Source organism: Streptomyces sp. NBC_00236 (genome assembly GCF_036195045.1).
GTDB lineage: Bacteria > Actinomycetota > Actinomycetes > Streptomycetales > Streptomycetaceae > Streptomyces.
In genome coordinates this window covers 7505034-7518654 of record NZ_CP108100.1, presented here as the reverse complement: position 1 = coordinate 7518654, position 13621 = coordinate 7505034, and the positions used below count along the sequence as shown (strand labels likewise).

11 protein-coding genes are annotated in these 13621 nt (G+C 70.8%); 4 read left to right on the top strand and 7 right to left on the bottom strand.

Translation table 11 applies throughout. The features are described 5' to 3' along the window. Positions 1 to 22 precede the first annotated feature (22 nt). Complete coding sequence (locus OG446_RS33470; RefSeq protein ID WP_328897544.1) at positions 23 to 1336, bottom strand: M14 family metallopeptidase; 1314 nt, start codon at positions 1334 to 1336, stop codon at positions 23 to 25. A gap of 170 nt (positions 1337 to 1506) precedes the next feature. Between OG446_RS33470 and OG446_RS33465 the strand changes: the two genes are divergently transcribed. Together OG446_RS33465 and OG446_RS33460 are read left to right on the top strand one after the other, a co-directional pair. Further along, positions 1507 to 2031 carry a GNAT family N-acetyltransferase gene (locus OG446_RS33465; RefSeq protein WP_328897543.1) on the top strand — a complete coding sequence of 175 codons (525 nt, stop codon included), beginning with the start codon at positions 1507 to 1509 and terminating at the stop codon, positions 2029 to 2031. A 56-nt stretch (positions 2032 to 2087) separates the two neighbouring features. Further along, entirely contained in the window at positions 2088 to 3131 is a 1044-nt protein-coding gene (locus OG446_RS33460; protein ID WP_328897542.1) for a LacI family DNA-binding transcriptional regulator, read from the top strand. Between the two features lie 94 nt (positions 3132 to 3225). On the opposite strand, the gene OG446_RS33455 is transcribed toward OG446_RS33460, so the two are convergent. Continuing rightward, entirely contained in the window at positions 3226 to 4107 is an 882-nt protein-coding gene (locus OG446_RS33455) for an oxygenase MpaB family protein (RefSeq protein WP_328897541.1), read from the bottom strand. A 285-nt stretch (positions 4108 to 4392) separates the two neighbouring features. Here OG446_RS33455 and OG446_RS33450 point away from each other — a divergent pair, with 285 nt between their 5' ends. Then, on the top strand, positions 4393 to 5367 hold the full coding sequence (locus OG446_RS33450) for an oxygenase MpaB family protein (RefSeq protein WP_328897540.1): 975 nt from the start codon (positions 4393 to 4395) through the stop codon (positions 5365 to 5367). On the opposite strand, the gene OG446_RS33445 is transcribed toward OG446_RS33450, so the two are convergent. The 4 genes from OG446_RS33445 to OG446_RS33430 form a co-directional block, all read right to left on the bottom strand. Further along, positions 5285 to 5923: a TetR/AcrR family transcriptional regulator gene (locus tag OG446_RS33445; protein ID WP_328897539.1), complete on the bottom strand. Its 639-nt coding sequence runs from the start codon at positions 5921 to 5923 to the stop codon at positions 5285 to 5287. The genes OG446_RS33450 and OG446_RS33445 overlap by 83 nt on opposite strands. Positions 5924 to 6057: 134 nt before the next feature. After that, positions 6058 to 8709 carry a M4 family metallopeptidase gene (locus OG446_RS33440; protein WP_328897538.1) on the bottom strand — a complete coding sequence of 884 codons (2652 nt, stop codon included), beginning with the start codon at positions 8707 to 8709 and terminating at the stop codon, positions 6058 to 6060. 194 nt (positions 8710 to 8903) lie between these two features. After that, a complete protein-coding gene (locus OG446_RS33435; protein WP_328897537.1) occupies positions 8904 to 9980 on the bottom strand; it encodes a helix-turn-helix transcriptional regulator in 1077 nt (358 codons plus the stop codon). A 67-nt stretch (positions 9981 to 10047) separates the two neighbouring features. Continuing rightward, positions 10048 to 10524, bottom strand: a complete 477-nt coding sequence (locus OG446_RS33430) for a macro domain-containing protein (protein WP_328897536.1) — start codon at positions 10522 to 10524, stop codon at positions 10048 to 10050. Positions 10525 to 10650: 126 nt separating this feature from the next. Here OG446_RS33430 and OG446_RS33425 point away from each other — a divergent pair, with 126 nt between their 5' ends. After that, the gene (locus OG446_RS33425; RefSeq protein WP_328897535.1) at positions 10651 to 11382 is read left to right on the top strand and encodes a MerR family transcriptional regulator; all 732 of its coding nucleotides are present in this window, start codon (positions 10651 to 10653) and stop codon (positions 11380 to 11382) included. A gap of 56 nt (positions 11383 to 11438) precedes the next feature. Here OG446_RS33425 and OG446_RS33420 read toward each other — a convergent pair whose 3' ends face one another. After that, positions 11439 to 13610 carry a 3-hydroxyacyl-CoA dehydrogenase NAD-binding domain-containing protein gene (locus tag OG446_RS33420; protein WP_328897534.1) on the bottom strand — a complete coding sequence of 724 codons (2172 nt, stop codon included), beginning with the start codon at positions 13608 to 13610 and terminating at the stop codon, positions 11439 to 11441. Positions 13611 to 13621: the final 11 nt, after the last annotated feature.

Genomic DNA, 13621 nt, shown 5'->3' with positions numbered 1-13621 from the left:
ACGTGGTGTGCATCTCCCGGGATCAACAAGCGGTATCGGGTTGACCGTTTGTGAGGTGATATGTCGCCCTGCGGTCCAGGAGGAGCGGAATCAGCCTCCGGGCGGGCTGCCGCAGGGGTACGTACACACCGTCACCGTCGGGCCGGGACGTGACGCCGTGCAGGGCCAGTTCGTCCCGCACCTCGGCGTAGCGGGCAGCCGTGAGCCGGTAGCCGCAGGGCGGGTCGGCGAGGATCTCACCGGGCTCCGCCGCCTCGTTGTCCGCTCCCCCGAGGAACACCGGCCCCCGGTCGGCGAACCCTGCCGCACGCGACCGCGCGGTGGCGGCGCGGATGCGGTCGCGCTCTTCGTCGGCGTAGGCGAAGAGTGCGGTGAGTGCGGCACGTTGGGACCGGACGCGCCGGCGCTGTCCCACGGCGGGATCGGCCCGCTCGGCGCCGGAGAGCGCGTCCGCGCGGGACTCCACCAGCAGGCCGACCGCGTGCTTGAGGGCTGCGGTGTTGCGCAGGATGCGTTCCTGTCCGTCCCCCGCGGTCTGCTTGAGCGGACCGCCGGTCAGCGGGTCGGTCCAGACCCCGTAGCGGCCACTGCTGAACCCGGCGTCCAGCACGGCCGGCCGCACATGGCGTTCGACCAGACGCTCGGATGCGTCGTGCACCCGTTCGTCGGTGTTGAGGTTGCGGGGCCAGAGGACGTAGAGGTCCTTGTCGTAGTACGGCGGGGTGGCGTCGTACTCGTGGAGGTCCTCGACGACTTCGGGGGTGCGGTCCCTGATGACGGCGGCGAGGGCGCGGGCCTCGGCGGTCCGCAGGGCGATGTGGTCGCGGTTGACGTCCAGTCCGTCGGCGTTGCCGCGGGTGCCGGCGGCCAGGCCGTCGGGGTTGGCGGTGGGCAGGACGAGGATCTCGGTACGGGAGAGGAAGGCGCGGGTCGCCCGGTCCGTGGCGTAGGCGAGGTCGCGGATCGTCGTCAGGCACGCCTCGCGGCCGGCGGGTTCGTCGCCGTGCTGGCCGCAGACCAGCAGCACGGTGAGCGTGGCCGGGCGGCCGCCGCCGATCCTGACGAGGCGCAGGGGCCGTCCCTGCCCGGTCGTACCGATGCGGTCCACGCTCACCCGGTCGCTGTGGCGGTCGGCGGCGATGAGCAGCGAACGTTCCTCGTCCGCGCTGGTCCACCGCGCACCGGCGGCCGACTCGAAGCCGGTACGGGGCGGGGTGTGCGCCGCCTCGGAGGGCGCGGCGACCAGGGCGACGGCGACGGTCGTCAGGGTGAGGGCACGGACGACGCGGGCCCGGCCGGAGGGCCTGCGGGGGCGGTTCGGCCCGGGTCGGGTCATCGGTCCGTTCGCCGGGCCGCGCCCCGTACGCGTATCGGCATGCGCGGAAGGTACCCCTTACGGTGGCCCGCGCGACAGACCTGCGCGGGGTTCAGCCGCCCGCCGGTCCGCAGAAGGCGTCGCGCGACCGTGTACGCGACGCCTCTCACGCGGGATGGCAGACTGCCCGGATGATCGATGACCTTCCCGCCGGCCTGGCGGCCCGGCATCTTGCCGAGGACGACCATCTCCGCGTACTCGCCGTACTGGACTCGTGGTGGGGCGGGCTCAAGGGGGAAGCGGGGGCGACAGAACGCGCGTTGCTGCTGCCCCGGCTGTACTTCCAGCACTTCACGACCACGGGTTTCCTGATCGCGCGCGACGGTGGCGAGGTGGCCGCCTTCCTGGTCGGTTTCCTGTCGCAGACCGAACCCGAAGCCGCCTATGTGCACTTCGTCGGCGTCGACCCGGCCCTGCGCGGACAAGGCGTGGGCCGCGCCCTCTACGAGGCCTTCTTCGCAGTCGCCCGGTCCCACGGGCGCCGTTACGTGCACTGCATCACCAGCCCGGAGAACACGGCCTCACAGGCGTTCCACACCCGGCTCGGCTTCACGGCCTCCGCGGTGAAGCCGGACTACGACGGCCCCGGACTCGACCGGGTGGCGTTCACCATCGACCTTTCCGCTGACCAGGTGGCCGCGCCCTGGCTAAGGTGACGAGGTTCGCGCCCACCGCCGCCCCCGCCTCGTCCCGCGCCTCCCAGGAGCGTCCCTTGCCCGGTCCGACCCCCGGTCCCCCTCACGACGCGCGCCCCACACTGGAGGGGGTGGCGGCCCGCGCCGGAGTCTCCCGGGCGACCGCCTCACGGGTGGTGAACGGCGGCGCGGGGGTGCGGCAGCCGCTCGTGGACCGGGTCCGCAAGGCGGTCGAGGAGCTCGGCTACATTCCGAACCACGCGGCCCGCACCCTGGTGACGCGGCGCAACGGCGCGGTCGCCGTGATCATCGACGAACCCGAGGCCCGGATCTTCTCCGACCCGTTCTTCTCCCAGCACATCCGTGGCATCAGCCGTGAACTGGCCGTTCATGACGCTCAGTTGGTCCTGCTACTGGTGGAGGGCAGCGGCGACTTCGAGCGGGTCACCCGCTACCTGGCCGGCGGGCATGTCGACGGGGTGCTCGCCTTCTCGCTGCACACCGATGACGAACTGCCCTCGGTCATCCGCCGGTTCCGGGTACCCGCCGTCTACGGCGGCCGCCCGGGACGGCCGGGCGCGGCATCCGAGCTCGCGGTCCCCTATGTGGACTGCGACAACCGCGGCGGCGCCCGTGAGGCAGTGCGCCATCTGGTGTCGCTCGGCCGCCGGGCCGTCGCGCACATCGCGGGCCCGCGCGACCAGACGTCGGCCCTCGACCGGATCGACGGCTACGCCGACGTGCTGCCCGGCGGGGACCCCGCCCTCGTCGCGGACGGCGACTTCACCACCGAGGGCGGGGCGCGGGCGATGGCGCAACTGCTGGAGCGGCGCCCCGGACTGGACGCCGTCTTCGCCGCCAACGACCTGATGGCCTCCGGCGCACTGCGGGTGCTGCGCGAGCACGGGCGCCGGGTCCCGCAGGATGTGGCCCTGGTGGGGTTCGACGATCTGGAGTCGGTGGCCGAGGCCACCGATCCCCCGCTGACGACGGTCCGTCAGGATGTGGAGGGAATGGGGCGGTTGATGGTCCGGCTCCTGATGGAGCGACTCAACGACGGGCACACCGCCGCCGATTCGGTGATCATCCCGACCGAGCTGATCCGCCGCGCCTCCGCGTGACAGCACTGCCGCGCGCCTGCGCTGCCACGCCTCCGTACGACAGCGCCGCCGCACACCCGCGCCGCCCCGTGGCCGATGAGCCGGCCCAGCACGCTCAGCGGCCACCGCGCCGCATCGCTTCCCGGCGGGCCGCCCGGGCCCGCCGCGCCCGCGGCAGATACCGCAGCCTCTCCGGCAGCACCGGCACGACCACCCGCACCACGGCACAGAACCGCCGCAGCCTGCGCTCCTGGGCCTCCGTCCACTCCAGGCCGATCGCCTCGCGCGCGTCCGGCGGCATGAGCCCGACCGTGAGGAACCCGCGGAAGCGGGCCAGTGGCGGAAGGAGCACCGGCCACAGGGCCCTCAGCAGCAGCCGGAGAGCCAACGGGCCCCGGTCCGGCGGGGGCACCGGGGCGCCGGTGTCGACGAGTTCCCCGACGACGGCGGTCCGCTCGATCTCGTCGGCGAGCATGCCGCGGTAGTAGGGCCAGAACTCCTCGATCGTCTGCGGCATGTCCCGGTCGTGGATCCCGAGCACGCGGCCCACCTGGAGCCACTCCCGGTACAGGGCCCGTTCCTGGTCCCGGCCGAGCGGCCGCAGGAGGTACCGCGCCCCGTGCCGGTACACGGGGAACCCGGTCGCGTGCACCCATGCGTAGTTCGCCGGTGACAGGGCGTGGTAGGGGCGGCCGCGGGTGTCGGTGCCCTGGATCGTGCGGTGCAGCCGGCGGAGCCTGCGCCCCTCCTCCGCGGCCTCCTCGCCCCCGTACACCCAGAGCTGGAGCGAGCTCAGCGAACGTTCCCCGCGGCCCCACGGGTCCGTACGGAACACGGAGTGCTCGTCGACGCCCGCGCCGACCGCAGGGTGGGCGACCTGGAGGGTGAGTGCGGCCGGCAGCATCAGCAGGGCCCGGATGTCACCGGACAGGCTCCACAGCACACCTCCGGGCGGGGGCGGTACCGGCTCAGCACCCCTGGCGCTCTCACTGATCATGCGGTGCTCCCGACGGTCGGCGGGCGCACGGTCCGGCGCCCGGCCCCCTGCGTGATCCAGTATGCGAGCGCGTCCGGCGCCCTGCGCACCGACCCCGTGGAACAGTCCACGTCGGCCGTGTTGACGAGGTCGGTGAAACAAGTCAATAGTATTTGTAACTTTGACTCCCACCGACCGAACGGGCCATCACATTCCTTAGAAATCAAGGGCGTTGATCCGTACGACAGCAGCAGCACAAGGCAGCGGTCCCCGCAGGGAGTCGGTACACGGACAGGAGAGCGCACCATGGGCCGATACAGCCGCCTGCACGAGATACGCCGGATGGATCCGGCACGCGACTATGCCGAGATCCTTCGGCTGATCTCCCAGTACGAGTTCCCCTGGGACTACCGGCAGGGCGTGAGCGTCGCCTTCCTCCGGGACTACGGCGTCCCCCGGATCTCCGTGCTCCTCGACCGGACCCAGGAGTTCGAACGCGCCGGGCAGAAGAGGTACGACGACACGGTGCTGATGGGGTACGAGATGGCGGCCGACGGCTTCGACTCGGAGCGCGGGCGGGCGGCCGCGCGCCATCTGAACCGGATCCACGGGAAGTACAGCATCCCGAACGAGGACTTCCGCTATGTCCTCGCGACCACCGTCGTGGGGCCGAAGCGCTGGATCGACCGGTACGGCTGGCGCCCCCTGTGCCCGCAGGAGATCCAGGCGCTGGTGGAGACCGGCCGCAAAATGGCGGCGGTCATGGGGATCGAGGGCGCGCCGGAGACGTACGAGGGGTTCGAGGCGTTACTCGACTCGTACGAGGCGGAGATGTTCGCGTACGACCCGGCGAACCGGCGGGTCGCCAACGCCACCTTCCGCACCATGGCGAGCTGGTATCCGCGTCCGTTACGGCCCCTGGTGGCGAGGTTCTCGCTCGCGCTGCTGGACGAGCCGCTGCTGACGGCGCTGGGCTTCCGGCCACAGCCGAGGTGGGCACAGGCCTCGGCGTCGGCGGCCCTGCGCCTGCGCGCCCGGTGCGTACGAAGGCTTCCGGCCCGGCCGCGCCGCTTCCCCTCGCGACCACAGCCCCGTTCGTACCCCTTCGGCTGGCGGCTCGACGACCTCGGGCCGCACTGGGCCCGCAACCGCCCGCTGGAACCGCTGGCCGACGAGACGGACGTGCCCGCCGGTGGTACTAGCCGGCCCCGAGCAGCGGCACCAGATAGCAACGGGCGAACTCCCGCACCTGGGTCTCGTCGTCGAGCTCGAAACAGCTGACGGGGTTGAGCAGGAAGGAGACGGTGATCCGCACCATCAGTTCGGCGACCGGGGTCGGATCACTGACCGGGCGGCCCTCCGCGCGCCGGGCGTCGCGCAGCCGGTCGGCCAGGTAGTCGCGAATGGCGAGGAGGGCCGGTCCGCTCTCCAGGGTCAGGAAGGGCAGCATGGTCTCGGGCTCCAGCCGCAGCAGACCGCCGATGAGCGGATGCTCCCTGATGTGGCGGAGAACCGCGGCGAAGCCCTCGACGAGCCGGTCCTCCGTCGTCGGCAGCGCGGCCACCGCGTCGTCCACCTCCAGCAGGAAGCGGCGGTACTCGCGCAGCAGACAGGCGGAGACGAGGCTGTCCTTGTTGCCGATCCGCCGGTACACGGTCACCCGCGACACCTTGGCGCGCTTGGCGACGTCGTCGACGGTGGAGCGGCGCAGCCCGAAGGTCATGAACTGCTCGCGTGCGGCATCCAGGATCTGCTCGCTCAGCGCGTCGGAGGGCGGCGTCGCGCCGAGCGTCACGGCGAGCCCCGTCCCGTCGCTGCTCGTGCTCCGTGCCGTCATGGGCCCTCCCCGTGCCGCCGTCTGCCCCCACCATAGGAGTTGCTACGGAGCGACTTGCCCCGTAGCCCTGTATCAACGCGAGCGGGGCGCCCACCGGAGTTCCGGTGGGCGCCCCGCCGAAGGGCGTTCTGCGGCTACTCGCAGGTCCCGGCGAACGTCTCGCGGGTCACCACGTCGGTGTCCGCGGCGCTCGTGTCCAGCCAGGCGACGCGCTGGCCGTCACCGAGCGACGGGGCCAGCTGGGCGCCGGAGGAGCAGGAGACCCGGCTGAAGTTGTCGAGGCCGGCGAGGAGGTCGGCGGTGGTGGAGACGTACGCCTTGCCCGGCCCGCTCCAGGAGCCGAGGGCACCCCACACGTCGTAGGTCGAGTAGGCGAAGTAGTCGTCGCTCACCGAGAACTGGGCCATGGCGGTGCCCTTCGGGAAGGCCGGCTCCACCGCCTTGGACAGGTCGTCGAGGGGCGCTGCCCGGAAGTGGGTGCTCGGGAGGAGGAAGCCGCCCGTCTCGCGCCAGAAGACGCGGTCGGACGTGAACTGGATGTCCGAGACGTAGTTGAAGAGCCAGCCCGGAATCCGCTTCGTCTGCGTGGTGCCCGTGGCAGCGTCGTACAGGTAGATCGTGTCGCCGTCGCCACCGGCCCAGGCGACGTGGCCGTTCTTCATCGTGAGCCGGGCGGCCTTGGACCCGGCCTCCGGAGTCACGTTGACCGTGGTTCCGTCCGCCTTGCGGAGCATGACGTCCTGCTCGCCGTCGGCGGTGGTGCTGATGTAGGCGAGCGCGCCGTTGTCCGTCACCGGCTCCGTCTCGTCCGCGTCCGGGGTGTCGACCAGCTTCTTGATCGCGCCCTGGCCCTTGGAGCCGGACTGGTACACACCGATGGAGTCGCCGGTGATGCGCGTGAAGACGATGCGGTCGTCGTCCAGCGACGGGTCGAGCAGGTAGGCGTCCTTCTCGGCCAGCTCGTGCGTCGGCTGCTTGTCGAAGCGGCCCACCGTGATCCCGAAGGCGGCACTGCCCTGGTCCCAGGCGATGGCATCGCCGTGGCTGATCGCGTAGACGTCGCCGTTGATCTGTGCGGCCTGCTCGTCGACTCCGCTGTAGACCTCGTACGCGGGCAGGACGCCGGTGCCCAGGACGGTGCCGTCCTGGGTGCTTCCCTTGTGCTCCCAGCCGTCCTCGATGCCGTGGCCGTCGAACGCCTTGCCGATGGCGGCGAGATCGGCCGCCGAGACGTCCAGCGACTCGGCTGCGAGCACGACCGCGTTCCGCATGTCGGTGAAGCCGGACAGCGGCGTGAGGTAGTTCTGCGCGGACCGGTAGATGATCCGGTCGGCGAGCTTGCTGTCGATGCTCTTGCGCATGTCCCACAGCGCGCCGCCGACGATGGTGGAGTTGTAGTGCACTCCGCCGTTGTCGATGTCCAGCGTGATGGGCTCGTAGTCCTTCTGCGCGTTGCGGCCGTCGTTGAGGTCGCGCAGCGCGCAGTCCTCCAGCGGCTTGGTGCCGTTGCAGAGGTACTCACCGATGAGTCCGGAGGTCGGGTCGCTCATGGCGATGCCCTTGTCCGCGGTCTCCATGGCGTTGCCGAAGTAGTCGGATATCGCCTCGTTGAGCGCGCCCGACTGGTTGAGGTAGACGAGCCCGGCGGAGTGCTCGGTGACGCCGTGCGTCATCTCGTGACCGACGACGTCCAGGCCGACGGAGAGCGGTACGCCGTCCATGTGGCCGTAGACCATCTTGGAGCCGTCCCAGAAGGCGTTGGCGTAGTCCTTGCCGCCCGAGGCGACGTTGACGACGGAGTAGATCGTTCCGCCCTTGCCGTCGACGCCGTCGCGGCCGATCTGGCTCTTGTAGTACTCGTACACCTTCTGCGCGTTGAGATGCGCGTCCACGGCGCCCGACGCGGTGTTGGCGCCGTCGAAGCGGTCGGTCGCCGAGGTGCCGAGCGGGATGTCGTCGGTGACCGGACCGTTCGCGACGAGCGTGTAGTTCTTGCGCTTCGCGTCGTACGTGCGGATCTGTCCGCCGGTCAGCGGGTACATGGAGCGTGTGGAGTCGACGAGCGTGTACGAGCCGTCCGTCTCCTTGTTGACGTCCAGCCTCGTCTCGCTGCCATCGACACGCACGCCCGTTCCCTCGGCAGGCGAGGCGTCGGCAGCGTCGATGTTGTTGTACGAGAGCGCGATGCCGCCCACGCGGGCGTCGACGTACACCTCCTGACGCACGGGGCTGCCGTTCGTCTTGCCGCCGGTGACGGTGAAGTGCCAGGCGAGCCTGCCGCCCTGGGCATCGGGCAGCACGGACAGTCCATGCGCCTCGGTCTTCGCGTCCTGCACGTCGGACAGGCCCCGGTCGAGGGTGAACATCCGATGCTTCGCGTCGGATTCGCCCACCGTGGGCGTGGTGGAGACCGTGAGGTCCGTGTAGAGCGTGCCGGTGGCGGAGGTGATCCGCTGGCCGCCGTCGGCCGCCTGCGTCTGCACGGCGTACTGGGCGCCGAAGACGGGAACACCCTCGTGCTTCTGCTGGAAGCGCACCGAGGACTGCTTGCCGTCCTTGGTGGTCCTCACCGTCTGCAGATCGGCAACGGGGACCTTGTACGTGTCCTGGTGAGCCTTCAGGTGGGCCCTGGCGGCCTCGGCGGGTGTTCCCGCCCTCGGCGCCCTGTCCAGGCCCCTGGTCATCGCGGGGGCGACAGCCGCCGGGTCCGCCACCGGCGCCGTGGCGGTGTCGTCCGCCCATGCCGGCGCACCCATCAGTGCCGCGCCGGTCGCGGCGGCGACCACCCCCGGTCGCCAGCACCCGCAGCATGCTCGTTCGTCTCACTGGACCTCCCCATCGCACACCTGCGTCCAAGGCGTCGGGGCGCCTCGAACGTTGACGTGCCGATCGTTCGTCATGAGACGCTGCGTGAACAGGGGTTAACAGTGGCGTGAAAGCGCCTTGGCACAATTACGCCTCAAGAATGGGGCCGCACGACCTAGTTGTCCGATGTTTCGGGCAACCAGCCGGCCCGGGCGGCGTACCAGCCGAGCTGAAAACGCGTCGCCGCACCGACCTCGTCCATCAGCGCGTGCAATCGGCGCTGCACGGTGCGATGCCCCATTCCCAGCTGGCGGGCTATGGCCGCGTCGGTCAGACCGACGTGCAGAAGAGCAACGATCTGCCGGTCGATCGCCGCGACCGGGGAGTCCTCGCGGTCTTCGGTACCTGTCGCACTCAGCCGCCAGCCCTTGTCGAAGTGCTCCTCGAACAGGGAGACGAGGGCCGTCAGCAGCCCGGTGCGATGGACGACGAGCGCCACCGGCTCCGCCTCGCGATCCGGGTCCAGCGGCAGCAGGGCGACGCTGCGGTCCATGATGGCGAGCTTGATGGGCAGCCGGTCCGTCACAGAGATGTGCTGGCCCTGCGCCGCACACGAGGCCAGTATGTCCGCGGTCGCCGGATGCTCCAGCCATTCCCGTTCGACGACGCTGCGCACGGTCACCCCGCGACTCATCATCTCGGTGTCCACCTCGTCGTGGTTGTCCTCGAAGCTGAGAATCGCCGGGACGTGTCTGGCCGGCACCATGGTGCACACCTCGCTCCTGGCCTGACGCTGCATGGTCAGCAACCGTCGCCGGATCGCCGCCGGACCGGACAGCACCTCCACCGGTGCACCCGCCCCGTACCTCTGCGCGGAGCGGTGCCGTTCGGAGAGGTCCCCCACGAGCGACTCGACCCGGTGCAGCGCGGAGCGCCGGGCCTCCAGGAGCGGTCCGAGCGCGAGGACGGGCGAGGCGGCCCGGTAGCGGACCGCACCTCCAGGATCCGACAGATGGGCGCTGGCGAGCCCGCGTTCGACGAGTTCATCGAGAGCGCCGGCCACCGCCGCACCACTCAACGGACCCACGAGCGCGTCCGGTTCACAGTCCGGGCGGTCCACGAGCAGGCGGTAGACCGCGTCCTCTTCCGGTCCGAGCCCCAGCAGCGTCAGCAGGGCCGCGTCCACCTGCTCCCTCGGCCCGCCCGACTCGGCCCGGCCCGGCTCCCCACCCCGCGCGTCGGCACCCGTCATTCCCCACCCCTTTTCGGCCCGCCGCGTTGACGGCGTCAGGCTATCCGCGTGATCCGGACGAACGGCCTCAGCCGAAGTCGTACACGGTCACCGTTATGCCCCGTCCGGCCAGCCGCTTCTCGACCAGGGGCTCGATCCGGGACCATGTCCCGCCCGCCAGCCCGCAGCCGATCCGCGGCATGTGCACCGAGGCCCCCATCTCGGCCGCCCGGTCCGCCACCGCCCCCAACGCGCGGTCGATCGCCTCGTAACGCACCGGGACCCCGTTGCTCCCTGTGCGCATCCCCCGCTGGCCCACCGCGTTCGCCACCCAGACGTACGGGCTCACCTGCACGAACTGCACGGCGCCGAGGCCGAAGTCGTTGCCCGCGCGCTCCCGGTGCCATCGGCGGTAGGCCGCTTCGGGTTCCGGCCAGCGGCGCGAGAGGGCCAGGACGAAGCCCTTGCCCCAGCCACCGAGGTCGTTGCAGACATGGACGATCAGCTTGACGCCCTTGCCATGGGGGGAGGTCGCGTCGCCGCGTACGTAAGTGATCTCGGACATGGGATCAGGCTAGTGGGACCCACTGACAGCCGGGCTCTTTCACATCATTGGTGAGACAGCAATACTGTTGCACCGGAGGGCGCATGCACCGGGCAGCCCTTCAGCAGGCGGACACGAGGAGCGGACATGGCGACCGAGGGCGAGGAGCCGAAGCTCACCGTCGACGAGCTGGCGGCACGCGCCGGCGTGACCGTGCGCACGGTGCGCTTCTACAGCACCCGGGGGCTGCTGCCGCCCCCGGTCATCGGCCCGCGCCGGGTGGGGCACTACGGGCACGAGCACCTCTCCCGGCTGGCGCTCATCGAAGAGCTCCAGCACCAGGGCATGACGCTCGCCGCGATCGAACGATATCTGGAGCAGTTGCCGCCCGACCTGAGCGCTCACGATCTGGCCATCCACCGGGCCCTGGTGGCGTCGTGGGCGCCCGATTCGGCGGAGGACGCGACCCGTGCGGAGCTGGAGCGGCGTGCGGGGCGGCCGCTGTCGCAGGAGGACGTCGACCGGCTGGCCGCGATGGGGGTGCTGGAGCGGTCCGGAGCGGACGACGGTGTGTACCGGGTGGACCCGGGGCTGCTGCGGCTCGGCGTGGAGCTCCTCGACGTGCCGATCGCCCACGAGACGATCCTCGCCGCCCGCACGGTCCTGCTGGAACACACCCGCTCGGTCGCGCACGAGCTCAGCCGGCTCTTCCGGGACGAGGTGTGGGGTCCGTACCGGGAACGGGAGTCCGATCCCGAGCACCTCAAGGCGATGAAGTCGCTGTCCGCGCACATGCAGCCGTTGGTGCTGCAGGCGCTCGTGACCGCGTTCCAGCGCTCGCTCAAGGAGGAGCTGCGGGCCGCCTTCGCGGCCGAATGACAGCCTTACGGGCCGCACCACCGCGCACGAGGTGGTGCGGCCCGTCGGGAGCGTCGTCAGTCGTGGAAGGTCTCGCCCTTCTCCGCCTTCTCCACGAGCAGCGCGGGCGGCAGGAACCGGTCCCCGTACCGTTCGGCGAGTTCCCGGCTGCGGGCCACGAACCCGGGCAGGCCGCCCTCGTAGCCGTTGATGTACTGGAGCACGCCGCCGGTCCATGCCGGGAAGCCGATGCCCATGATGGAGCCGATGTTGGCGTCGGCGACGGTGATCAGGACGTTCTCCTCCAGGCAGCGGACACTGTCCAGGGCCTCGGAGAAGAGCATCCGCTCCTGCATGTCGGTAAAGGGGACGTCCGCGTCCGCCTTCGTGAAGTGCTCGCGCAGTCCGGGCCACAGGCGGGTCCGCTTGCCGCTCTCGTCGTACTCGTAGAAGCCCGCGCCGCCGCTGCGTCCGGGGCGGCCGAACTCGTCGACCATGCGGTCGATGACCGCGTCCGAGGGGTGGCCGGGCCAGGTGCCGCCCGCCTCCTCGACGGCCCGCTTCGTCTCGTTGCGGATCTTGCGGGGCAGGGTCAGCGTCAGCTCGTCCATCAGGGAGAGCACCTTGGCCGGGTAGCCCGCCTGGGCTGCGGCCTGCTCGACGGACGCGGGCTCGACGCCCTCGCCGACCATGGCGACGCCCTCGTTGATGAACTGGCCGATGACGCGCGAGGTGAAGAAGCCGCGCGAGTCGTTGACGACGATCGGCGTCTTCTTGATCCGGCGGACCAGGTCGAAGGCGCGGGCCAGTGCCTCGTCGCCGGTCTTCTCCCCCTTGATGATCTCGACGAGCGGCATCTTGTCGACGGGCGAGAAGAAGTGCAGCCCGATGAAGTCGACGGGGCGCGAGACCCCTTCGGCCAGCACCGTGATGGGCAGCGTGGAGGTGTTGGAGCAGAGCAGGGCGTCCGGCTCGATGATGTCCTGGATCTCCTGGAACACCTTGTGCTTGAGCGCGGTGTCCTCGAACACGGCCTCGATGACGGCGTCGCAGCCGGCGAGGTCGGCCGGGTCACCGGTCGGGGTGATGCGGGCGAGCAGCTCGTCGCGCTTCGTCTCGGTCGTACGGCCCCAGGAGAGCGCCTTGTCGAGCAGCTTCTCGCTGTACGCCTTGCCCTTCGCGGCGGCCTCCGTGGAGACGTCCTTGAGGACGACGTCGATCCCGGCCCGGGCGCAGGAGTAGGCGATGCCCGCACCCATCATCCCGGCGCCGAGGACGGCGACCTTGCGGACCTGGCGCTCCTCGATGCCCTTGGGGCGGCTGGCGCCGGAGTTGACGGCCTGGAGGTCGAAGAAGAACGCCTGGATCATGTTCTTCGAGACCTGGCCGGTGACCAGCTCGGTGAAGTAGCGGGCCTCGATGGTCAGCGCGGTCTCGAAGTCGACCTGCGAGCCCTCGACGGCAGCGGCCAGGATGTTGCGCGGCGCGGGCATGGGCGCACCGGCCAGCTGCTTCTTCAGGTTGGACGGGAAGGCCGGCAGGTTGGCGGCGAACTTGGGGTTCGACGGGGTGCCGCCGGGGATCCGGTAGCCCTTGACGTCCCAGGGCTGCTGGGACTCGGGGTTGGCGTCGATGAAGGCGCGGGCCTTGTCCAGCATCTCCTCGCGGGTGGCGGCGACCTCGTGGACCAGGCCGTTCTCCAGGGCGCGCTGCGGGGTGTACTGGGTGCCCTGGAGCAGCACCTTGAGCAGCGCGTCGGCGATGCCCATGAGGCGCACGGTGCGGGTGACACCGCCTCCTGCGGGCAGCAGGCCGAGGGTGACCTCGGGCAGGCCGATGCGGGAGCCGGGGGCGTCGAGGGCGACGCGGTGGTGGGAGGCGAGCGCGATCTCGTAACCGCCGCCGAGGGCCGCGCCGTTGATGGCCGCGACGACGGGCTTGCCGAGGGTCTCGATGCGGCGCAGCGACCTCTTGATCGCGGTTCCGGCGTCGAACGCGGCCTGCGCGTTCTCGGGGCCGATCCTGATCATGTCCTTGAGGTCGCCGCCCGCGAAGAAGGTCTTCTTGGCGGAGGCGTAGATGATGCCCCGGATGGAGTCCTTCTCGGCCTCGGCCCGGTCGGCGACGGCCTCGATGGAGTCCCGGAAGGCCTGGTTCATCGTGTTGGCGGACTGGTTGGGGTCGTCGAGTACGAGGGTGACGACGCCGGTCTCGTCCTGTTCCCAGCGGATGGTCGTGCTCTCGGTCATGTGTCTGTCTT

Bases quoted from the DNA above. Each gene is read 5' to 3' on its own strand.
- OG446_RS33470 (WP_328897544.1), bottom strand. From the start codon at position 1,336: ATGACCCGACCCGGGCCGAACCGCCCCCGCAGGCCCTCCGGCCGGGCC.
- OG446_RS33465 (WP_328897543.1), top strand. From the start codon at position 1,507: ATGATCGATGACCTTCCCGCCGGCCTGGCGGCCCGGCATCTTGCCGAG.
- OG446_RS33455 (WP_328897541.1), bottom strand. From the start codon at position 4,107: ATGATCAGTGAGAGCGCCAGGGGTGCTGAGCCGGTACCGCCCCCGCCC.
- OG446_RS33450 (WP_328897540.1), top strand. From the start codon at position 4,393: ATGGGCCGATACAGCCGCCTGCACGAGATACGCCGGATGGATCCGGCA.
- OG446_RS33445 (WP_328897539.1), bottom strand. From the start codon at position 5,923: ATGACGGCACGGAGCACGAGCAGCGACGGGACGGGGCTCGCCGTGACG.
- OG446_RS33435 (WP_328897537.1), bottom strand. From the start codon at position 9,980: ATGACGGGTGCCGACGCGCGGGGTGGGGAGCCGGGCCGGGCCGAGTCG.
- OG446_RS33430 (WP_328897536.1), bottom strand. From the start codon at position 10,524: ATGTCCGAGATCACTTACGTACGCGGCGACGCGACCTCCCCCCATGGC.
- OG446_RS33425 (WP_328897535.1), top strand. From the start codon at position 10,651: ATGGCGACCGAGGGCGAGGAGCCGAAGCTCACCGTCGACGAGCTGGCG.
- OG446_RS33420 (WP_328897534.1), bottom strand. From the start codon at position 13,610: ATGACCGAGAGCACGACCATCCGCTGGGAACAGGACGAGACCGGCGTC.